Origin of the sequence: Virgibacillus salexigens, from assembly GCF_014905415.1 — a bacterium.
GTDB lineage: Bacteria > Bacillota > Bacilli > Bacillales > Amphibacillaceae > Virgibacillus > Virgibacillus salexigens.
In genome coordinates this window covers 339,703-359,953 of the sequence record NZ_BNEO01000001.1, presented here as the reverse complement: position 1 = coordinate 359,953, position 20,251 = coordinate 339,703, and the positions used below count along the sequence as shown (strand labels likewise).

21 protein-coding genes are annotated in these 20,251 nt (G+C 38.4%); 17 read left to right on the top strand and 4 right to left on the bottom strand.

From position 1 onward, the window contains the following. Positions 1-78: 78 nt before the first annotated feature. The 4 genes from dhaK (at position 79) to JKP73_RS01785 (ending at position 3,131) form a co-directional block, all read left to right on the top strand. Positions 79-1,074, top strand: coding sequence for a dihydroxyacetone kinase subunit DhaK (dhaK, locus tag JKP73_RS01800; protein ID WP_200410827.1), 996 nt, complete (start codon positions 79-81; stop codon positions 1,072-1,074). 10 nt (positions 1,075-1,084) lie between these two features. After that, positions 1,085-1,705 carry a dihydroxyacetone kinase subunit DhaL gene (dhaL, locus tag JKP73_RS01795; RefSeq protein WP_021289220.1) on the top strand — a complete coding sequence of 207 codons (621 nt, stop codon included), beginning with the start codon at positions 1,085-1,087 and terminating at the stop codon, positions 1,703-1,705. Between the two features lies 1 nt (position 1,706). Then, positions 1,707-2,090: a dihydroxyacetone kinase phosphoryl donor subunit DhaM gene (dhaM, locus tag JKP73_RS01790; protein ID WP_021289219.1), complete on the top strand. Its 384-nt coding sequence runs from the start codon at positions 1,707-1,709 to the stop codon at positions 2,088-2,090. Between the two features lie 93 nt (positions 2,091-2,183). Further along, positions 2,184-3,131 (top strand): threonine ammonia-lyase, encoded by a 948-nt coding sequence (locus tag JKP73_RS01785; protein ID WP_160806641.1) that lies wholly within the window; start codon positions 2,184-2,186, stop codon positions 3,129-3,131. Between the two features lie 47 nt (positions 3,132-3,178). Here the strand turns inward: JKP73_RS01785 and JKP73_RS01780 are convergent, their stop codons facing one another. Then, a complete protein-coding gene (locus JKP73_RS01780) occupies positions 3,179-3,628 on the bottom strand; it encodes an Lrp/AsnC family transcriptional regulator (protein ID WP_021289217.1) in 450 nt (149 codons plus the stop codon). A gap of 261 nt (positions 3,629-3,889) precedes the next feature. On the opposite strand from JKP73_RS01780, the gene JKP73_RS01775 reads away from it, so the two are divergent. The 6 genes from JKP73_RS01775 to JKP73_RS01750 are packed head-to-tail and all read left to right on the top strand — an operon-like array spanning position 3,890 to position 9,663. Further along, positions 3,890-4,873 (top strand): tripartite tricarboxylate transporter substrate binding protein, encoded by a 984-nt coding sequence (locus tag JKP73_RS01775; protein WP_021289216.1) that lies wholly within the window; start codon positions 3,890-3,892, stop codon positions 4,871-4,873. Positions 4,874-4,884: 11 nt separating this feature from the next. Further along, a complete protein-coding gene (locus tag JKP73_RS01770; RefSeq protein ID WP_021289215.1) occupies positions 4,885-5,361 on the top strand; it encodes a tripartite tricarboxylate transporter TctB family protein in 477 nt (158 codons plus the stop codon). Positions 5,362-5,376: 15 nt separating this feature from the next. Next, a complete protein-coding gene (locus tag JKP73_RS01765) occupies positions 5,377-6,882 on the top strand; it encodes a tripartite tricarboxylate transporter permease (RefSeq protein WP_021289214.1) in 1,506 nt (501 codons plus the stop codon). A 24-nt stretch (positions 6,883-6,906) separates the two neighbouring features. Continuing rightward, positions 6,907-8,520 carry a gamma-glutamyltransferase family protein gene (locus JKP73_RS01760; protein ID WP_038242869.1) on the top strand — a complete coding sequence of 538 codons (1,614 nt, stop codon included), beginning with the start codon at positions 6,907-6,909 and terminating at the stop codon, positions 8,518-8,520. A gap of 34 nt (positions 8,521-8,554) precedes the next feature. Further along, complete coding sequence (locus JKP73_RS01755) at positions 8,555-9,136, top strand: chromate transporter (RefSeq protein WP_021289212.1); 582 nt, start codon at positions 8,555-8,557, stop codon at positions 9,134-9,136. Then, complete coding sequence (locus tag JKP73_RS01750; RefSeq protein ID WP_021289211.1) at positions 9,136-9,663, top strand: chromate transporter; 528 nt, start codon at positions 9,136-9,138, stop codon at positions 9,661-9,663. The genes JKP73_RS01755 and JKP73_RS01750 overlap by 1 nt, the downstream gene beginning before the upstream one ends. Positions 9,664-9,984: 321 nt before the next feature. Here JKP73_RS01750 and JKP73_RS01745 read toward each other — a convergent pair whose 3' ends face one another. Continuing rightward, the gene (locus tag JKP73_RS01745) at positions 9,985-10,800 is read right to left on the bottom strand and encodes an HAD family hydrolase (RefSeq protein ID WP_234447037.1); all 816 of its coding nucleotides are present in this window, start codon (positions 10,798-10,800) and stop codon (positions 9,985-9,987) included. 455 nt (positions 10,801-11,255) lie between these two features. After that, the gene (locus tag JKP73_RS01740; RefSeq protein ID WP_038242871.1) at positions 11,256-12,035 is read right to left on the bottom strand and encodes a DeoR/GlpR family DNA-binding transcription regulator; all 780 of its coding nucleotides are present in this window, start codon (positions 12,033-12,035) and stop codon (positions 11,256-11,258) included. 265 nt (positions 12,036-12,300) lie between these two features. On the opposite strand from JKP73_RS01740, the gene JKP73_RS01735 reads away from it, so the two are divergent. From JKP73_RS01735 to JKP73_RS01705, 7 genes are all read left to right on the top strand, one after another. After that, complete coding sequence (locus JKP73_RS01735; protein WP_021289208.1) at positions 12,301-13,413, top strand: MDR/zinc-dependent alcohol dehydrogenase-like family protein; 1,113 nt, start codon at positions 12,301-12,303, stop codon at positions 13,411-13,413. Positions 13,414-13,443: 30 nt separating this feature from the next. Then, on the top strand, positions 13,444-14,721 hold the full coding sequence (locus tag JKP73_RS01730) for an MFS transporter (protein ID WP_021289207.1): 1,278 nt from the start codon (positions 13,444-13,446) through the stop codon (positions 14,719-14,721). A 174-nt stretch (positions 14,722-14,895) separates the two neighbouring features. After that, on the top strand, positions 14,896-15,900 hold the full coding sequence (locus JKP73_RS01725) for a dihydroxyacetone kinase subunit DhaK (protein WP_021289206.1): 1,005 nt from the start codon (positions 14,896-14,898) through the stop codon (positions 15,898-15,900). Between the two features lie 23 nt (positions 15,901-15,923). Further along, positions 15,924-16,580 (top strand): dihydroxyacetone kinase subunit DhaL, encoded by a 657-nt coding sequence (gene dhaL / locus JKP73_RS01720; RefSeq protein ID WP_200410826.1) that lies wholly within the window; start codon positions 15,924-15,926, stop codon positions 16,578-16,580. 186 nt (positions 16,581-16,766) lie between these two features. Continuing rightward, positions 16,767-17,252 carry a ribose 5-phosphate isomerase B gene (rpiB, locus tag JKP73_RS01715; protein WP_021289204.1) on the top strand — a complete coding sequence of 162 codons (486 nt, stop codon included), beginning with the start codon at positions 16,767-16,769 and terminating at the stop codon, positions 17,250-17,252. 17 nt (positions 17,253-17,269) lie between these two features. Beyond that, positions 17,270-18,220: a class II fructose-bisphosphatase gene (gene glpX / locus JKP73_RS01710; protein ID WP_021289203.1), complete on the top strand. Its 951-nt coding sequence runs from the start codon at positions 17,270-17,272 to the stop codon at positions 18,218-18,220. A gap of 193 nt (positions 18,221-18,413) precedes the next feature. After that, a complete protein-coding gene (locus JKP73_RS01705) occupies positions 18,414-18,698 on the top strand; it encodes a hypothetical protein (RefSeq protein WP_021289202.1) in 285 nt (94 codons plus the stop codon). Between the two features lie 37 nt (positions 18,699-18,735). On the opposite strand, the gene JKP73_RS01700 is transcribed toward JKP73_RS01705, so the two are convergent. Then, entirely contained in the window at positions 18,736-19,590 is an 855-nt protein-coding gene (locus tag JKP73_RS01700; RefSeq protein WP_021289201.1) for a CvfB family protein, read from the bottom strand. Positions 19,591-20,251 lie beyond the last annotated feature (661 nt).

The following is a 20,251-nucleotide window of genomic DNA, read 5'->3' as shown; positions in this document are numbered from 1 at the left end:
AAATGGTAAAAATGACCTCTTTTTTTCGTATTTAATCGAAATGTATTACAATAATAAGAAAGGAAAGGAGTCGTGCATATGAAGAAAATTATAAATGATCCAAATCAAGCAGTACAAGATATGGTAAATGGTTTTGTTGCAGCTTATCCTGACAAGGTGACATTAATACCTGAAACACTAGCAGTGGTTAGAAAAGATGCTCCAATCACTGGGAAGGTTGGTCTTGTCAGTGGTGGAGGAAGTGGACATGAGCCTGCACATGCGGGATATATAGGAAAGGGAATGCTTGATGTAGCTGTTGCTGGAGAAGTGTTTACATCTCCTACCCCGGACCAAGTTTTAGAAGGTATTAAAGCAGTGGATGCGGGAGAGGGTGTATTCTTAGTCATCAAAAACTATACAGGGGATGTCTTAAATTTTGAAATGGCTGCAGAACTAGCAGAAGCAGAAGGGATACAAGTTGAAAAAGTAATCGTAAATGATGACGTTGCAGTAGAGGATAGCTCCTTCACCACTGGTAGGAGAGGGATTGCTGGGACGGTTTTCGTGCATAAAATTGCTGGGGCTAAAGCAGAAGCTGGTGGATCGTTATCAGAGGTTAAGCAAGTTGCTGATAAAGTAGTTGCAAATGTAAGATCGATGGGAATGGCCTTGACTTCAGGTACCGTTCCAGCCGCAGGCAAACCGGGTTTCCAATTAGAAGATAATGAAATGGAAATTGGTATTGGTATTCACGGAGAACCAGGTATAGAAAGAAAGCCAATTGCTTCAGCGGATACGATTGCCCAAGAACTAACAGACCGTATCCTTGATGATATCGATATTTCCAATGGAAATGAAGTTGCTGTTTTAATTAATGGTTTAGGAGCTACCCCTGAAATGGAACTATATATAGTAAACCAGAAAGTTCAAGCCATTCTTCGTGATAGAGGGATAGAGGTTTATCGAACTTATATTGGGGAATATATGACTTCATTAGAAATGGCAGGCTGCTCGATTACGGTATTGCATTTAGATGATGAATTAAAGCCACTACTTGATGCACCGTCTGAAGCTCCTGCATTTCGAAGGTAGGAGGGATAAAATGGAATTAGATGTTTTAAAAACTGTAGAATGGATGGAACAAACAAATGAGAAAATGCAAGCAAAAAAAGATGAATTAACCACACTTGACCAGCCTATTGGTGATGGAGATCATGGAATTAATATGGCAAGAGGGTTTCAAGAAGTAGTCAATAAATTAAATGATACCGAATATAATGAGGTTTCTGCTGTACTGAAGGATGTTGCAATGACGTTAATGTCAAAAGTAGGTGGTGCTTCAGGGCCATTGTACGGTACTGCTTTTTTAAAGATCTCTACAGCAGTCAAAGGGGCAGGCACTGTCGAAAGAGACTTATTTGCTAAAGCTTTAACCGAAGCTGTTAATGGCATAAAGCAAAGAGGGAAAGCCACAGAGGGTGAAAAAACAATGATTGACATGTGGTCGCCCATATCTGAAGCATTCCAACAAGCAAGTGACTTTCGTCCAGAAGATATGATGGAGGCAGCCCAAGCCGCATTAGAAAGTGTAAAAGAATTAGAGGCAACCAAAGGCAGGGCAGCCTATTTTAAAGAAAAATCAGTTGGTCATCTAGATCCGGGTGCTGTCTCTACTTTTTATCTATTTGAAGCTTTAGCTGATGTTTGGAAAGGAGACAACTAATATGGCGTTCGTAGGTATTGTACTCATCTCACATAGTTCCCACATTGCCGAAGGAACAAAAGAACTCATTCGTCAAGTGATGAAGGAGGTTCCAATTGAAACAGCAGGTGGAACGGACGAAGGTGAGATCGGGACAAGTATTGAAAAAATCAACGCTGCCATTGAACAAGCCAACCAAGGTGAAGGAGTTTTACTGTTTTACGATATCGGTAGTGCGAAAATGAATGCAGAAATGGCGATTGAGATAACAGGTCGTGATGATCTGAAATTAATTGAGGCGCCAATTGTGGAAGGATCGTATGTAGCTGCTGTGGAAGCGGGTATGGAAAAAAACCTCGATGAAGTTTATCAATCTGTTACAAGATCGTTTGGAAAAAAGCAGTAAAAGATGGATCCTCGGCAGTTAATTGCCGAGGATATTTAAAAAAATTGAGATGCAAAGTTGGACATTTATTATAACTGGATATGGAGGAAGTTGATGGTCACATTCGAAGCGATAAAAATTGCACGACATACCATTGCCGATACGATAAATTCTACACCGATTTTACGTTCGACGCAGCTGTCAAAGTTATTTGGTAATCATATGTTCTTTAAGGCGGAACATCTACAACAGACTGGGTCATTTAAAATTAGAGGAGCAACAAACAAGGTCAAACAAGCAGTGAAGGATGGAGCTTCCCTTGTTACGGCTGCATCTTCAGGTAATCATGGGCAAGCAGTTGCCTATATTGCAAATCAACTAGGAATTCCAGCTACAATTGTTGTGCCAGAAGATGCAAACCAAAGCAAATTGAATGCGATTAAGGCTTACCATGGAAGTATTGAAAAATGTGGCTATACATCAGCTGATCGCTTACCAAGGGCTGAAGCATTAGCAAAAGAAAACCAAGGAGTAGTCATCCCACCATATGATGATCCATTGATAATTGCAGGTCAAGGGACCGTTGGATTTGAAATCCTGGAACAATTAGAGGACGTTGATGTCGTTGTTGTACCAATAGGTGGTGGTGGATTAATCTCCGGCATATTAACAGCAATAAAGGAAAAGAAGCCGTCAATTAAAATCATCGGCGTAGAACCGGACACAGCCCAAGATACATTTCTTTCCTTGCAATCTGGACAAATTACTAGTATCCCCCCAACCAGGACTATTGCAGATGGGCTTCGGACAACCCATCCTGGCCATGTAACATTTCCCATCGTTCAACATTATATTGATGATGTTGTGTTAGTTCGTGAGCCGGAGATAAAAGCGGCGCTTTCGATAGTATTAGAGAGAATGAAACAGCTGATTGAGCCTTCTAGTGCTGTTACGGTAGCTGCAGCGATGTTCAATAAAATCTCAGTCCATAACAAAAATGTTGTTTGTGTACTGTCAGGAGGAAATGTTGATATTCGTCTAATTGAAACCATGATTCAATAAGTTAAATAAGCACGTAATGAATATAAATCATTCATTACGTGCTTATTTTATAGCTTAAATCCAGTTCGACTCTTAAAGCGTTTCAGAATAATGGAGCTTTCAACTCGAGTAATTCCTTCTACTGAGTATAACTCCTCATTTATAAAAACTTCTAATTTCTGAAAATCCTCTACCAGGACATGCATATGCAGGGTACTTGGACCAGTCATTTGGTAGATACTAGCAACTTGGGGGTGATCAGCCAGGTTCTGAGCAACTTCCTGCAACTGCATCGGTTCTACATCTACTTCGAAAAAAGCAGATACTTGTTTTCCGAATTTCTCTGAGTTGATAACAACCGTAAACTTCTCAATGACACCTTTTTCCTTTAAATTTTGAATGCGATCTTTTACAGCCACACGAGACAAACCAACTTTTTCTGCCAGTTCGACATAGGATAAACGGCCGTCTTCAGCAAGTTCTTCTAACAGCTTCTTATCAATGTTATCAAGTTTCATCGTTTTCGGCTCCTACATTTATTTTCAAGCTAAATCTAGTTTACCAGAATATCTTGGTAAGAAAAACTAGATGATACTGAAAATGTAAACAGCAACATAAAGTAAGAAAAATATCCCTTTATAATTTCAATAGGAAGAATAATTTTTATTTAGGTTTATTTATGTCAGAAAAATATATTGACAGCTGTATAATTGTTTATTATTATATTAACTAATTTAACAAAAGTATGAAATTACTGAAAAATAAAAGGAGGAAATAAAATGTACAGTCGTTTGACTTGTATAATCGCTCTAGTTGGTTTATTTCTATTAACTGCATGTAGTTCCCCAAGTAGCGGAAGTGGAGAAGAAGCAGCTGCAAATTATCCTTCAAAGGATATTCAACTCGTCGTGCCTTGGGATGCTGGTGGGGATACAGATGCAATTAATCGCATCGTCGCTGAAGAATTAGAAAAGGAACTTGGCCAAAGTGTTGTTGTAAAAAATGTTGCTGGTGGAAGTGGTGTGATTGGGGCACAACAAGCAATGCAAGCAAACAATGATGGATATACCTTACTTGCCATCCATGATTCGGTAGCGATGTCGCAATTAACCGGACAATCTGATTTTGGATACTTTGATTTTGAGCCTGTTTCTTTAATGACTTCTACATATCAGCTTGTTGCAACTAATCCATCTAACCCCTGGGATTCAATGGAAGACGTTGTCCAAGATGCGAAAGCAAAACCTGGAGAGATTACCTATGCAGCATCTATTGGCTCTACATCACAACTAGAACCAGCGCTAATTCAAACTGCAGCAGATATTCAATTTAATATTGTCGGGTATGATGGTACGGCAAAACGAATGAAAGCAGTTGTTGCTAATGATGTCAGTTTAGGAAGCGTTTCGATCGCAGCAGGAAAAGATTATATGGAAGATGAACGAATGAAATTATTAGGCTATACAGGGGAGGAGCGAAGTCCAGAACTGCCAGAAGTTCCTACATTAAAGGAACAAGGAATTGATGTAATAAACGCAGCGAACAGGGGAATTGTTGTACCGAAAGATACACCAGAAGCAATTGTTTCAAAATTAAATGAAGCATTGGAGAAAGTTGCAAATAGTCCGTCATTTAAAGAAAAAATAGCTTCATTAGGTACGGAGGTTAACTTTAAAGGTACAGAAGCATATATTGAATTCTTAAAAAAAAGTGAAGAAGATATGAAAGATTCACTAGAAAAAAGTGGATTACTAGATAACTAGGAGGTTGTGCATTGGCAAATGCTAAACGTGATTTTATAAACGCGATTATCTTGTTAGCATTTAGTGGGTTTGCCTATTTCGGGTCAACACAAATACCCATTCAAGGTCTTGGGAAAACAGAAGCAGACTTTTTCCCAACGATCGTTATTTCTGTATTAGCGATTTTAAGTATTTGTTTGCTGATTATAAGCATGTATCGTATGACAAAAGAAAAAAGAATGGAGAAAGTAGCTATTCGTAAAGTGATTAAACGGAATAAAAAAGTGGTGGCAACCTTCGGATTATTTGCAGGCTATGTTTTTCTTTTGCCATATATTGGATATTTTATTGCATCTGTATTATTCCTGATCAGTTTATACATAGTACTTGCACCAACTAAAAATAAATTAGGATTAGTCATTTTAGGGATGATCGGGTTAATTTTGCTGTTATATGTAATATTTCAACAGGCATTATCCGTGTTTCTACCTCCTGGAATGTTCTTTTAAAGGAGCATCGTGTAAATGGAATCAATACTATTAAGTTTTGAAGCAATTTTAAATGTAAAAACCATCCTTATTTTATTCATTGGGGTCATTGCTGGTATTATAGTAGGGAGTATACCTGGGTTCACTATAACGATGGGGGTAGCTTTGACGTTACCGTTTAGCTTTGGAATGGAACCAGTGAATGGGATTGCGCTGATGATGGGGGTACAGGTTGGTGGCAGTTCAGGAGGCTTAATAACCGCCTGTTTATTAGGAATTCCGGGGACACCATCCGCGATGGCAACAACGTTTGATGGATATCCGATGGTTAAAAACGGTCAGCCAGGTAAAGCACTAGCCATTGGTTTATGGTCTTCCTTTATAGGCTCCATTATTTCTGGAATCATCTTGATTTTTACTGCACCGATATTAGCAGAGTGGGCATTAGAATTTGGCCCATGGGAAATGTTTGCATTAATGTTATTTGGAATCAGTGCTATAGCTAGTTTAAGTGAAGGGTCGATGTTAAAGGGATTAATTTCAGGAAGCTTAGGTATTATGTTTGCCCTGGTTGGCTCTGACCCGCTTACTGCAGTATCGCGCTTTACATTTGGGTTTACAGAACTGATGGCAGGTTTTAACTTCTTACCGGTACTAATAGGGATATTTGCCTTTTCTCAGTTAATGGACGATATCCGGAAACCACCGAATCAATTAACATTAGACAGTACTGCACCGATTTCTTATCCCATTTTTAAAACAATACGCGATTTATGGAAATCTGGAGTTAATGTTGTGCGTTCGAGTCTTGTTGGTACATTGGTAGGTATTCTGCCTGCTGCAGGTGGTAGTATTGCTAATATATTAAGTTATGATATTGCTAAAAAGTTTTCAAAGCAGTCGCATGAGTTTGGAAAAGGGAACAAAGATGGCTTAATTGCTGCTGAATCTGCAAATAATTCATCTATCGGTGGTTCACTTGTTCCAATGCTATCATTTGGAATTCCGGGAGATGCGGTCACAGCAATGATGTTAGGTGCCTTATTGATACATGGAATTCAACCAGGACCATTATTAATGCAGAATCAACCAGTCTTGGTATATGGAATATTTATTTCATTTTTCTTAGCAGCCATTTTAATGTTGGTTGTACAAAGTTTTGGAATCAAAGCATTTATGAAAATTAATCAAATACCGCATCACCTATTAGTTCCCATTGTTTTACTATTATGTGTCTTAGGTAGCTATGCAGTAAACAATCGAATCTTTGATGTTTGGGTTCTATTGTTTTTTGGGATAATCGGGTTTTGGATGAAAGCCAACAAGTTCCCGCTAGCCCCGTTTATTTTAGGTATTATATTAGGCCCGATGATTGAAGAAAATTTACGACAGGCTATATCTGTAAGTGCTGATTTATCTTTATTTTTGACACGCCCACTATCTGCAGTATTAATTGTGCTTTCTATTATTTCAATGGGATATGGAATTTATAATAATATGAAAAACAGAAAGAAAACAGGAGAAGATTCACTCGGTCAATGATAAGAGAAGGGGAGTATGACTTACATGGAATTTTTTAATTCACAGACGTACCCATATGCTGCTCCAAGGCAAGCAACATATGCGAAAAACGGTATGGTTGCAACATCTCAGCCACTTGCTTCACAAGCAGGTCTTGCTATTTTGAAACAAGGAGGTAATGCAATTGATGCCGCCATTGCAACAGCAGCTTGTTTAACAGTTGTAGAACCTACTTCAAATGGAATAGGTGGGGACGCATTTGCTTTGGTGTGGACGAAGGGAAATCTACATGGCTTAAATGCTAGTGGTAGATCTCCAAAAGCAATATCAATCGATGCAGTAAAAGAAGCTGGACATCAAGCAATTCCAAAATATGGCTGGATTCCAGTTACGGTCCCAGGTGCACCAGGAGCTTGGGCAGAACTCTCGAAGCAATTTGGAAAACTTCCTTTACAAGAGGTGCTAAAGCCTGCCATTCTCTATGCACAAGATGGATTTCCTGTGTCACCAACATTAAGCAAGTTCTGGAAGAAGGCTTACGATGTGTTTAAAGCGCAATTAACAGATGATATGTTCCGTGAGTGGTTTCAAACGTTTGCACCAAATGATCGTGCACCAGAACCTGGAGAAATTTGGAGCTCGCCTAATCATGCAAAGACATTGCAGGAAATTGCAGAAACAGGTGCAGAATCTTTCTATCGTGGAGAATTGGCTGAGAAAATAAGTAACTTCTCCCAGGCAAATGGTGGATTTTTAGATCTGGATGATTTAGCATCCTATCAGCCGGATTGGGTGAGTCCGATCAAAGTCAACTATCATGGTTATGACGTATGGGAAATTCCACCTAATGGCCAAGGAATTGTTGCTTTACAAGCTTTAACTATTTTAAAAGGTTTTCATTTCACAGCCAAAGATTCAGTAGATACATACCATAAACAAATCGAAGCGATTAAATTGGCATTTTCTGACGGGCAAGAACATGTAACAGAGGAAAGGTATATGAAACGTTCAGCAGAAGAATTGCTAAGTGAAACTTATGGAAATGACCGAAGAAGCTTGATTGGTGATGCAGCCATGCAGCCAGAAGCGGGTGAACCTTCATTAAGCGGTACCGTCTATTTAGCTACTGCAGATAATGAGGGGAATATGGTTTCATTTATCCAAAGTAATTATATGGGATTTGGATCTGGTCTTGTAGTACCGGGAACTGGTATTGCGTTGCAGAATCGTGGTCATAATTTCTCTTTGGATCCGAATCATGTCAATGTATTAGCAGGAAATAAACGAACGTATCATACCATTATTCCTGGATTTTTAACGAAAGATACGCAACCGATTGGCCCATTTGGAGTTATGGGTGGTTTTATGCAGCCGCAAGGACATGTGCAAGTCATCATGAATACGATTGATTTTCATTTAAACCCACAAGCAGCATTAGATGCACCTCGTTGGCAGTGGATGAAAGATAAACAAGTGGAAGTAGAACACCGTTTCCCACATCATATCGCAATGGATTTAGCCAAAAAAGGACATGATATTCGCATCCAATTAGAACCGAATAGCTTTGGAAGAGGGCAGGTTATTTGGAGGGATCCTGATACAGGTGTCCTCGTTGGAGGAACAGAATCTCGTACAGATGGCACGGTAGCGGCTTGGTAAATAAAAATAACAACTTAGAAGAGGTACGTGACATATGAAAACACATTGGAATATCTTTATTGCGTTCTTTCGGGTTGGTATGTTGGGATATGGTGGTGGACCCAGTTCCATACCGCTGGTTCACAAAGAAGTAGTCGATAAATACAAATGGATGAGTGAAGAGGAATTTGGTGATTTATTAGCATTAGGCAATACATTGCCAGGACCAATTGCTACAAAACTTGCTGGTTATATTGGGTATCGTGTATCTGGTATATGGGGAATGATCAATGCTGTTTTAGCAACGATTTTTCCAACGGTTGTCCTTATGATTATTTTATTATCTTCCTTGTCATCTATTAAAGAATATGACTGGGTACAAGGAATGACGGCAGCGGTAATACCTGTTGTTGCAGTTATGCTTGCTACGTTAACTTGGCAATTCGTCCAAAAAGCAGGAAAAGGGATGGGATGGGTACAAACAGGTATCTTGTTGCTAGTTGTGTTCATTTTGCTGCAATTTCTGCAAATACATCCAGGAATTATCATAGCAACATTATTAATCTTAGCGCTTATTAAAAAAGATAAAAATCCTGAGCAAGATACGGCAGTCACCGAAAGGGAAGGTGATTCTTAATGATCTACTGGGAAATATTTCTGGCCTTTTTCATACCAGGAATTTTAGGCTACGGCGGTGGGCCGGCTTCTATTCCTCTGGTAGAAAATGAAGTGGTTACACGCTACGGCTGGATGAATGTTCAGGAATTCAGTGAAGTGCTTGCACTGGGAAATTCACTGCCAGGACCAATCGCTACAAAGATGGCTGGTTACATTGGTTATGATGTTGCGGGGATTCCGGGTGCTGCCATAGGTGTTTTTGCTACTGTTGCCCCGTCCCTACTATTAATTATTGTCTTATTAGGAATACTTTATAAATATAAAAACTCACCGAAAGTAAAGCGAATGACGCTCTATATACGGCCGGTTATTGGTATTTTATTAGGAGTAATGGCTTGGCGCTTCTTTAGTGAATCCTATGAAGGTATCGGCTTATGGCAGACAGTCATTCTAACAGTGGTTAGTTATTTGTTAATTGAACGGGTAAAATTACACCCAGCATTTGTCATCGGTGGGGCACTTATTTATGGCGGGTTTTTCTTGTAAATAGAAAGGTTAGCTTCATTGCTAACCTTTCAGAGCTTGTAGTGAAATCAGATGTTTTTTTGCAAGCTTTTTTTAGTCTCGCCGGGGAGAAAACCACTCGCTTTCCGTGGGCGAACGCCCAAGTCTCCTCGCGAAACTCACGCTGCGGGGTCTTGGCTCGCTCGTTATTCTACAGGAGTCTCGTAGTTTTCGTCCCACAGAACGGTGGCTTACGTATTGCCCAGGGGAAGGGTGGTGACGACATTAGCACCCATTAGAAAAGACTGTCAAATACGTTCTCGACAGCCTGAAAGGTTAGCTCTTTAGCTAACCTTTCTCTTTTTATTTCACTAACCCTAGCTTTTTCAGGCCATTAAAGATACCTGAATTATCAACAGAAGTCGTTTGATGTTTGGCATATGGGAAAAGTTGAGGATCGCCATTTTCCATAATGAATCCTTCACCAACTGTTTGCAGCATTTCTTTATCGTTCATCCCATCTCCGAAAGCAATCGCTTGTTCTTTGTATAGCTGAAGGTGATCAAGCACTTTCTTCACAGTTTCTCCTTTATTTACGCTGTCGCGAATAATATCATAACAGTTAGAAACTCCATTTACATTGACTCCAGATAAGTGAATATCTTCCTCAATCGCTTCATACCATTGCACTTGTTCAGGGCTGACATTCATTATGGTAGCCCCGAGAATATGGTCAAGTGAATCATCTGTGAGTTTTTCATTTTGTTTTAGCTGAAAAACTTCTATGAAGTCTTTGGTAGCTGGACTGGATAAGGAAGTAAAATAATTTTTTTTCGTTGTATAACATACAAGTTCATGTTGATGCTTGCTGGCAATTGATAGAAATTCCTCTAAAGTATTACGTTTCATCGGTTCATTGACAAGCGGTGTATCTTGATACACGGCATAGGAGCCATTATAACCAATGTATGCATCAACTCCCAATTCATGCGCTAAATCATTGACTTCATGAAGTGGTCTTCCTGTGCATAGAAACACAAGTAACCCTTGTTGTTGTACTTGCTTAATTGCCTCTTTTGTAGAGGGTGTATATGTATGGTCTGGCTTTAAGATGGTACCATCAATATCGAGGAATAGAATTTTATAGTTCATGGACTTCTCCTTTGCTTGTTTAATCATTGCTTGTTCCTTCTATTATTCAAATACGAAAAGCATTTGTCAATTCGTATGAAATGGGAGAAGCTTATTTAATGGTAACGCCACCATCCATGACAATTTGTTCTCCTGTAATTAAATTCTATTTCTTTTTTCGCTTTTTCCCCTGTCCATCCCTTTTTTCCTAACTCTGTAAGAATAACAATAGGTGAGATTGTATTTATATTGATGTGAACTGGCGCTCATTCATAAGCAAGGGATTTGTCCTACTCTAAATTGTATTCCATGTAAATCCTCTTTAAGTAATTAAAAAGGTGTGTTTAAATTCATAGAGATCATTCCTTTTTGGAAGTGACCGTTGAAGCAGAAATCAATATCAGAAAGGAATACCAATTTTTAAATAGCACTATCGGTTAGAGAGTTTTTAAATAATCAGATAATATTCATCAAAAAAGTAGTGGGCTTTGTTATCCCACTATTCAAGTCTCATTCGTAATAATAGTATCAATATGATGTGCATCTAACTTGTTTAGAAATGGCGACTCAATTGGTTGATCTGTGATTAACCGGTCAATTTGACCAAATTTGGCAAATACAGCACTGGATGATTTACCAATCTTAGAAGAATCGACCAATGCTATTACCTTGGAGGCACGTTTTACGATCTCTTTTTTAATTTGAACTTCATATAAGTTAAAGTCCTCTAGTCCGTTTTCCAAGGAAAATCCATTTGCAGACGTAAACATAATATCAATATTTACATAATCAAGAATATCAATTCCTAAAGTACCTTCAATTGATGTTGATTTTTTGGTAACGACACCACCAATTAATATCACAGTGATATCCGGATTATCTTTTAACTCGATCGCTGTTTGCAGGCCGCTTGTGACAACAGTTAACCGTAACGAGGTGGAATTTAATAATCGAGCCAATTCCAGAGCGGTAGAACTTGCATCAAGTAAGATACATTGTTTTTCTTCTATTAAATCTAGTGCTCTTTTTGAAATTTGTATTTTCTCTTTTTTATTCTTTTTTTGTCTTACATTAAAGCTTGTATCATTTTCTTTATCTTCATTAATTACTGCCCCACCATGCGTTCTTGTTAACAACCCATCGTTCTCCATTTTATTCAAGTCTGTTCGTAACGTTGCCTCAGATACCCCGATTTGGGAAGCGATTTCTTTAACTGTAATTCGCTTCCTTTCATGAAGAAGATCAATAATTTTACTTCTTCGCTCACTAGCAAACATTTTCATGAAGTTTCACCCTTATATTTATTCTACATTCATCTTATTGTATTTCACTGCATTTATCAATATAAATTCAATTATGTTTTTGTTTTCTGTCGTTTTTAATATAAATTAAACAAAATAATTGAAATCGAAAAAAATCAAAAAATAATATTGACAATGTGAAAATGAATGATAACATAGAACTAGAAATTGAAAACGATTTCAAAGTTTTCAATCATTCCAATGATGTCTTATACTCCAAAAATTTGATTTAAAGGGAGATGGAAGTATGGAAAAAGCAGTGGAGAAACATGCTGTGAAACAGCAAGAAATACCTGAACATATGAAGGCTATTGTTGCATATAGCCCAAAAAATTATAAATTTGAGGAGCAAGTGGAAACACCAAAATTAGAAAATGACAAAGAAGTTATCATCAAGGTGGAAGCTTGCGGAATATGTGCTGGTGATATCAAAGCATATGACGGTGCACCTAGTTTTTGGGGTGATGAAACACAACCAGCTTATATAAAAGCACCGATGATACCAGGGCATGAATTTATTGGGCATGTTGTCCAAAAAGGAGATGCAGTAACCGACTTTAACATTGGTGATCGTGTGATATCAGAGCAAATTGTCCCATGCTGGGAGTGCCGTTTCTGTAACCGTGGTCAATATTGGATGTGTGAGAAACATGATTTATACGGATTTCAGAATAATGTAAACGGTGGTATGGCTGAATACATGAAGTTTACGAAAGAAGCTATTAATTATAAAGTACCTGAAGATTTACCAATTGAAGATGCGATTTTGATTGAACCATATGCTTGTAGTCTCCATGCTGTTCAACGGGCTCAAGTGCAATTAGGGGATATCGTTGTATTATCAGGTGCAGGTACGTTAGGGCTTGGGATGGTAGGAGCAATAAAGAAGGCTGGTCCGAAAAAATTAGTTGTTTTAGATATGAAAGAAGATCGGCTTGAATTAGCAAAACAATTTGGGGCAGATGTCGTATTGAATCCTAGTAAAACAGATGTCGTGAAAGCAATTAAAGAGATGACCGAGGGGTATGGATGTGATATCTATATTGAAGCGACTGGGCATCCTAAGTCAGTGGAACAAGGACTTCATGCGATTCGTAAGCTTGGTAGATTTGTAGAGTTCAGTGTGTTTGGAGAACCGGTATCCGTTGACTGGAGTATTATAAGTGACCGAAAAGAGCTTGATTTATTAGGGTCACATCTTGGACCGTATTGTTATCCACTTGTCATTGAAGGAATTTCAAATGGAGACTTTCCAACTAGTGGTGTTGTAACACATCAATTACCTTTAGAAGCGTTTGAAGAAGGGTTTGAACTAATGAAGAAAGGTGAGCAATCGTTAAAGATTATATTAAAACCTTAATGATTCCATGACAAAAGGGGGGAGAAAGTTATGCCAAATTTAAATAACCAAACATTTTTAGATAAGATTGGTATCCCTGCTAACTTAGCGTGGGGATACTTTGGGGTACTTATCTTTATGATGGGTGATGGACTAGAATTAGCTTGGATTAGTCCATATTTAGTTGACCAAGGTCTTTCCGTGCAGCAAGCTGCATTTCTTACCACTTCTTATGGTGTTACAATCGCAATTGCTGCCTGGTTATCTGGGGTTTTAGTAGAAGCATTTGGACCACGGAAGACTATGACAGCGGGGTTAGTCTTATACTTAATTGGCCATGTGCTATTTGTTGGCTTAGCGATACCAAACCTTAATTACGGATTAATGATACCTACCTATGCCATTCGTGGGTTTGGATATCCATTATTTGCATATGCGTTTCTCGTTTGGATAACATACCGAACACCACAGCATCAATTAGGCACAGCTGTAGGTTGGTTCTGGTTTGTATTTACTGGTGGACTAAGTGTGTTAGGTGCTTATTATTCTAGTTTTGCAATTAATACAATTGGACATATTCCTACGATGTGGACAGCAGTGTTTTGGGTGCTGGTAGGAGCGTTCTTTGCACTGATCGTTAACCGGGATAAATTTGAATTGGAAGAAAAGAATAGTGCGGATAGTAAATTTAAAGAGCTAATCAACGGAATAACCATTTTAAAAAGAGAACCAAAAGTGGCAATTGCTGGCTGTGTTAGGATTGTTAACCAAGCCTCTCAATACGCTTTTCCACTGTTCTTACCTATTTATTTAGCTGATCAAGGGATAGAAACGACGGTATGGTTAAATATTTGGGGAACGATCTTTATTTCAAATATTGCTTTTAACTTGATATTTGGTTATGTTGGCGACAAATTAGGCTGGAGAAATACGGTTATGTGGTTTGGAGCTGTTGGCTGTGGGTTCTTTACGCTATTAATGTTTTACGTACCACAGGTATTTACAGGTAACGTTTTCTTAATTGGGACAATTGGTATGTTATGGGGAGCTTGTCTAGCTGGCTTTGTCCCATTATCTGCTTTAACTCCTTCTCTAGTTGGTGATGGGGATAAAGGTGCGGCAATGTCCATTTTGAATTTAGGGGCAGGATTATGCGTGTTTGTTGGTCCAGCTCTAGTTACTTTATTCTATGACTTGATTGGTACACAAGGATTAATGTGGTTACTAGCTGCATTATACTTTGTGGCAGCATTTTCAACTAAATTCTTGAAATTACCAGAAGATCAATTGGAAGGTTCAGATAAAGAGGAAGCACACTCTGTTGTGTAATGGAATAATAGTATTGTATGGAGAGCCCAAATTTGACCTCTCCATACAGGATATAAACCAATTATGATAAACTTATAGATAGTAAAATTATTGATTTTTCATAAAAATAGAAAAGTATAATAGCGAAGTATTTGCACGTTTAATTATAACTATTTAAATGAGAGGTGTGCATCGATGAAGAAACTGTTAAATAACCCAACGAATGTGGTAGAAGAGATGCTAGAAGGATATGTAAAAGCACATCCGGATTATATCAAACAATTACCTGAAAACCAACGTTCACTCGTCACAGTAAGGGAAACAAGAGATGATAAAGTTGGTATCCTTATTGGTGGCGGATCCGGGCATGAGCCAGGCTTTATGGGTTATGTTGGAGAAGGGATGGCAGATGGTGTAGCAGTTGGTAATATTTTTGCATCACCCTCACCAGATCCTATTTTAGAAGTAACAAAAGCAATTGATAAGGGTGCAGGAGTTGCTTACTTATATGGGAATTACGCAGGTGATGTAATGAATTTTGGTATGGCGGCTGAAATGGCTGATCTAGAAGAGGAGATTCAAGTGCAAGCAGCATTGGCTACGGATGACGTAGCATCTGCTCCCAAAGAAGAGCAGGAGAAACGTCGTGGAATTGCTGGAGAGCTGTTTATCTTTAAAGCTGCTGGTGCAGCAGCTGAATTTGGCTATGATTTAGAAAATGTCATCCGAGTGGCAGAAAAAGCAAATGCTAATACGCGTTCTATGGGAGTAGGATTGTCTCCATGCTCTTTACCACAAACAGGAGAGCCCAGTTTTGAATTAGGTGAAAATGAGATGGAGATTGGATTGGGTCATCATGGAGAACCTGGTATAGAAAAAGGGCCATTAGAAACCGCTGATCATGTTGCCGAGCGTTTAGTGAAAGATATATTGGAAGATATGCCAATTAATCAAGGGGAGCAAGTAGCTGTTTTAGTAAATGGTTTAGGTTCCACACCACGAATGGAATTATATCTCATTTATCGAAGAGTTGAACAATTACTAGCTGAACGCGGGATCGTCGTATATCGTTCCTATGTCGGGGATTATATTACATCTTTAGAGATGGGTGGATGTTCAGTTACGGTAATGAAGCTAGATGAGGAATTAAAACAGACGATTGATCATCCTGTGAATTGTCCAATGTTTGTTCAAAAATAAAATCCTAATAGGAGGATCAAATAATGGAGCTAACATCTAGAGATTTAAAGGATTATTTCCACTTAATTGTAAATATGGTTGAAGAAGAAAAGGATTATTTATGTGAACTTGATCGTAAAATTGGTGACGGAGATCATGGTGTTACGATGTCTATTGGCTGGCAAGCTGTAAATGAAAAGCTCGTAAATGAGTTGGTTGACGAAGAAGACCCTGCGAAAATAAGTCTTGTTGTTGGGAAGACATTTTTAAGTGCGGTTGGATCATCTGTCGGACCGCTGTATGCAACCGGCTTTATGCGAGGGGCAAAAACGTTGAAAAATAAAAATACACTACATGATAATGATCTTACAGCATATTGGGTAGCTTTTGCAAATGGAATTAAAGAGCGAGGGGAAGCAGAAGTAGGCGATAAGACAATGGTGGATACGCTGGAACCATTTGCCGAATCATTGACATCCCAATTTGCAGACACGCAAGATTTCCTGACCGCTTTTCAAATTGCGGTTAACGATGCAAAAAAGGGGATGGAGTCAACGAAAAAGCTTATCTCAAAGAAAGGACGTTCAAGTCGCTTAGGTGAACGTTCTGTTGGTGCACAAGATCCAGGGGCAACTTCTGTATACTTCATACTTGCGACCTTCTTAAGTTTTATTGAAGAAAGAAAAGCAAAAGTAAGTTAAACATTATTATGAATAGAAGAGAAAACAATAGGAAATGAAAAAAATAGGGTCAGAGATTTTTTTCTGATTCTTTTTTTCGTCCAAATCCAACTAAACGAAAAAAAACGATTAAAAACGAAAGTATTAAAGTTGTTTTTTGTTGTAAATTAATTTAAAATGAAAAAATAAATAGGGAGGATGTTCAACATGAAGATAGGGATTGGCAGTGACCATAACGGATTTGAATTAAAAGAGGCGATTAAAGAATTCATATCAAGTACAGAGCGTGAAGTGGTTGATTATGGTTGTCATTCCTGCAATGCAGTGGATTATCCAGATGTTGCTTTTGATGTTTCGAAGGCGATTAGTGAGGGGGATTTGGATCGTGGTATTTTAATATGTGGAACGGGCATTGGTGTATGTATAGCAGCAAATAAATACCCGGGTATAAGGGCAGCGCTTGCTCATGACACGTATTCAGCAGAACGAGCTCAATTAAGTAATAATGCTCAAATTCTTACCATGGGCGCTCAAATTATTGGTGTTGAACTTGGTAAGAAGGTGGTTGAGTCCTATCTAAATGCAGAATGGGCAAACGGATCAAAACGAAAAGTTGATAAAATTATAGAAAATGAAAATAAATTTTTGCGTGATCATTATCAAGAAGCAGCTGCAGGTAATCAGTGTAGTTAAATGGGAGGTTTCATTTGATGGAAGCTTTATTATTCGATTTCTTAAAAGTTACCGAATTAGCTGCAATTGCATCGAAGCCCTGGGTTGGTAGTGGGGATAAAATTGCTGCTGATGATGCCGCAACGACGGCGATGAGAAGACAATTAAATGCGATGAATATGCAAGGCACCATCGTCATTGGTGAAGGGGAGATTGATGAGGCTCCAATGCTGTATATCGGAGAAAATGTTGGCACAGGGAGGGGGGGGCCAGCAATTGATATTGCTGTCGATCCCATTGAAGGAACTACCCCGACGGTCAATGGCCAACCAAACGCAATTACTGTTATTGCAGCTGCGCCAAAAGGTACGCTGCTTCACGCACCAGATATGTATATGAAGAAGTTAGCAGTTGGTCCAAGAGCAAAAGGGAAAATTAATATTGAAGCGTCTTTGGAAGATAATATGATAGCAGTGGCTAAAGCTCAAAATAAAAAGATTAGTGACTTAACGGTATTCATTCAGCAACGTCCTAGACATCAAGAGTACATTGATGAAATCCGAGATATTGGTGCGAATGTACATTTATTCAATGATGGAGACGTAATCTATGCAACATCTACTTGTATGGAAGATTTAAATATTGATATGTTTTTTGGAATTGGTGGTGCTCCTGAGGGGGTATTAGGTGCCGTTGCAGTTAGGTGCCTTGGCGGTGAGATGCAAGCGAAGCTGATACCAAGAAATGAGACAGAGATCGAACGTTGTTTGGAAATGGGAATAACGAACCCGAATGAAGCCTTATCCCATTCGCAATTGGTTCAAACAGATGAATGCATATTTGCCGCGACAGGAATAACAGCCAATCTATTTTTAAATGGTATAAAAACAGGAAATGGAAACTATTTAACACATTCGATTTTAGTTAACGGGAAGGATCAACAATTACACTATATTGAAAGTATGCATCAGATTCTTGAGACAGCCTAGTGCCTTACTGGTTGAAACATGAACCTGTATAACCCTTTGCCATATGTAGACACTAAGGGAGAAAATATATAGATAGAAATGCGGCATATAGGTTATGTAAACGCAACCGGAAAATCCATTTCTATAATTGACTTTACTCCCGTTCAATTGTAGACTATACTAAGCAATATATTTATTGTATGAGGTGAAAACAATGGTTCAACCAGTACTTACAATTGGAGCAATTTTAGCAGCCATTCTTATTGCGCTTAGTTTCGTTCTTATTAAAGCAACATCGAAGAAAAGCTATGTTGCCTACTTCCCTGGTTTCGTTGTTGCTACAGCAGGAATTGTGTTTCTAGTGTTAGCTACGATGGCTGGCAAGGTAGACATTATGGGAGCTGGTTTTGGTGGCTGGGGTATTGCATCATTATTTGCCGCTGCAATTGGCTTGATTATTACAGCTTTAACAGATTCTTTTGCGAATGCGAAAGCATAAAAGAGCGGATAATATATCCGCTCTTTTTTAATGTTTATTACTGAATTAGATAGGTATTACCTTGTTTCTGCTCCACTTTTCCTTCTTTCATTAGCTTACCCAAGGCTCGTTTAAAAGCAGCTTTGCTTATTTGAAACGTTCCTCGTATATCATCTGAATCACTCTTATCACTAAACGGAATAACACCATTATTGGCTTCTAAGTGTTGTAAAATGACTTCTGCATCTTCATACATACTGTGCTGTTTTAATGGCCGAAGTGAAATATTTAATGTGCCGTCAGATTTAACTTCAATTACTCTGCCAGTAACTTGTTCCCCTAAACGCGGTTCCTCTTTTCGCTCGGTATGATGAATAAACCCACGGTATTCTTGATTCGTAATAACTGCAGACCCTTCTCTGCTTGTATGGTATACGGTTCCTTGTATGGTAGTATTTAAGAGCGAATCAGGTGCTAATTCCACCATTCTTGCCATTACCCCTTCTGATGCTGGTATTGCTAGTAGTCGTCCTTTCCTGTCTTTGCCTAATGTGACAAAAAGACGATCATCCATTTGTGGCCAAACTTCCTCAAATAAAGGAAGATCATCCTTAGAAACGAGGATTTCTTTTGTCGTACCAATGTCAACAAAAACACCAAGATTAGGGAGGACGTTTTTGACTTGTCCCCAACCGTACTCATCCATCTTGACATTAGGCAAATAGGAAGTGGCAACAACCTTTCCTTTTTTGTCCATGTATAAAAAAACATTTACTTCTTGATTCGGTCTTAATTCATTCTTTGCTTCATTGTAATGCAAAAGAACTTCATCCATTTCAAATGTTAGTACATAGCCTGTATCAATAATTCGATCAACGATCATCGTTTGGGTAGTTCCGATTAAATGTTTCAATTACATTACCTTCTTTCTATATGTATTGGAAAAGGGATACTCATCTTAAGAGTACCCCTTTGTTTTTAAAGTAACACATAAGTTTTTCATTTTATTGAGAGTAAAAGCTGGATAAAGCTTTTACTCCTTTTATTTTTACTCCCGATAAATGTTCATCGGGTGGGAAATTCTTATTATCCAATGTTAAAATTAATTAAACTGTATGAAATATGCAGCATGCCATATTTCTCTTTGTTTCATCTTCGATGATTTTTATTTCGAATTTCACTTTAACCGCGGTATATGTTCCACTGGATGTCCTCTAACTTAAGCAACGTAAGCCCTACCTGCTCTTACGTCCTTGCGACCCCGAAGTCGCGCCAGTGTGAATAAGCATCTTCAAAAACATTGTAGAATGCCAGATCACTTATCTGTTACTTCGGTTTATTAACCTTATTATATTCTCATATACTGTTTGAAATGTCAAGAAGGTATGGAATTTTAATGTTTGATAACGAAATGAAATGTTTCTTATGGGTGTATTAGGGGTATTCAACTAACACGGATAAAACGAAAGGATGAGAAAGATGATACGTACGATTTTAATGATTATTGGAGCAATTGTCGTAATTGGTTGGATCGTCTCTTTATTCTAATTAACGATAAGATTCAAACTTTTAAA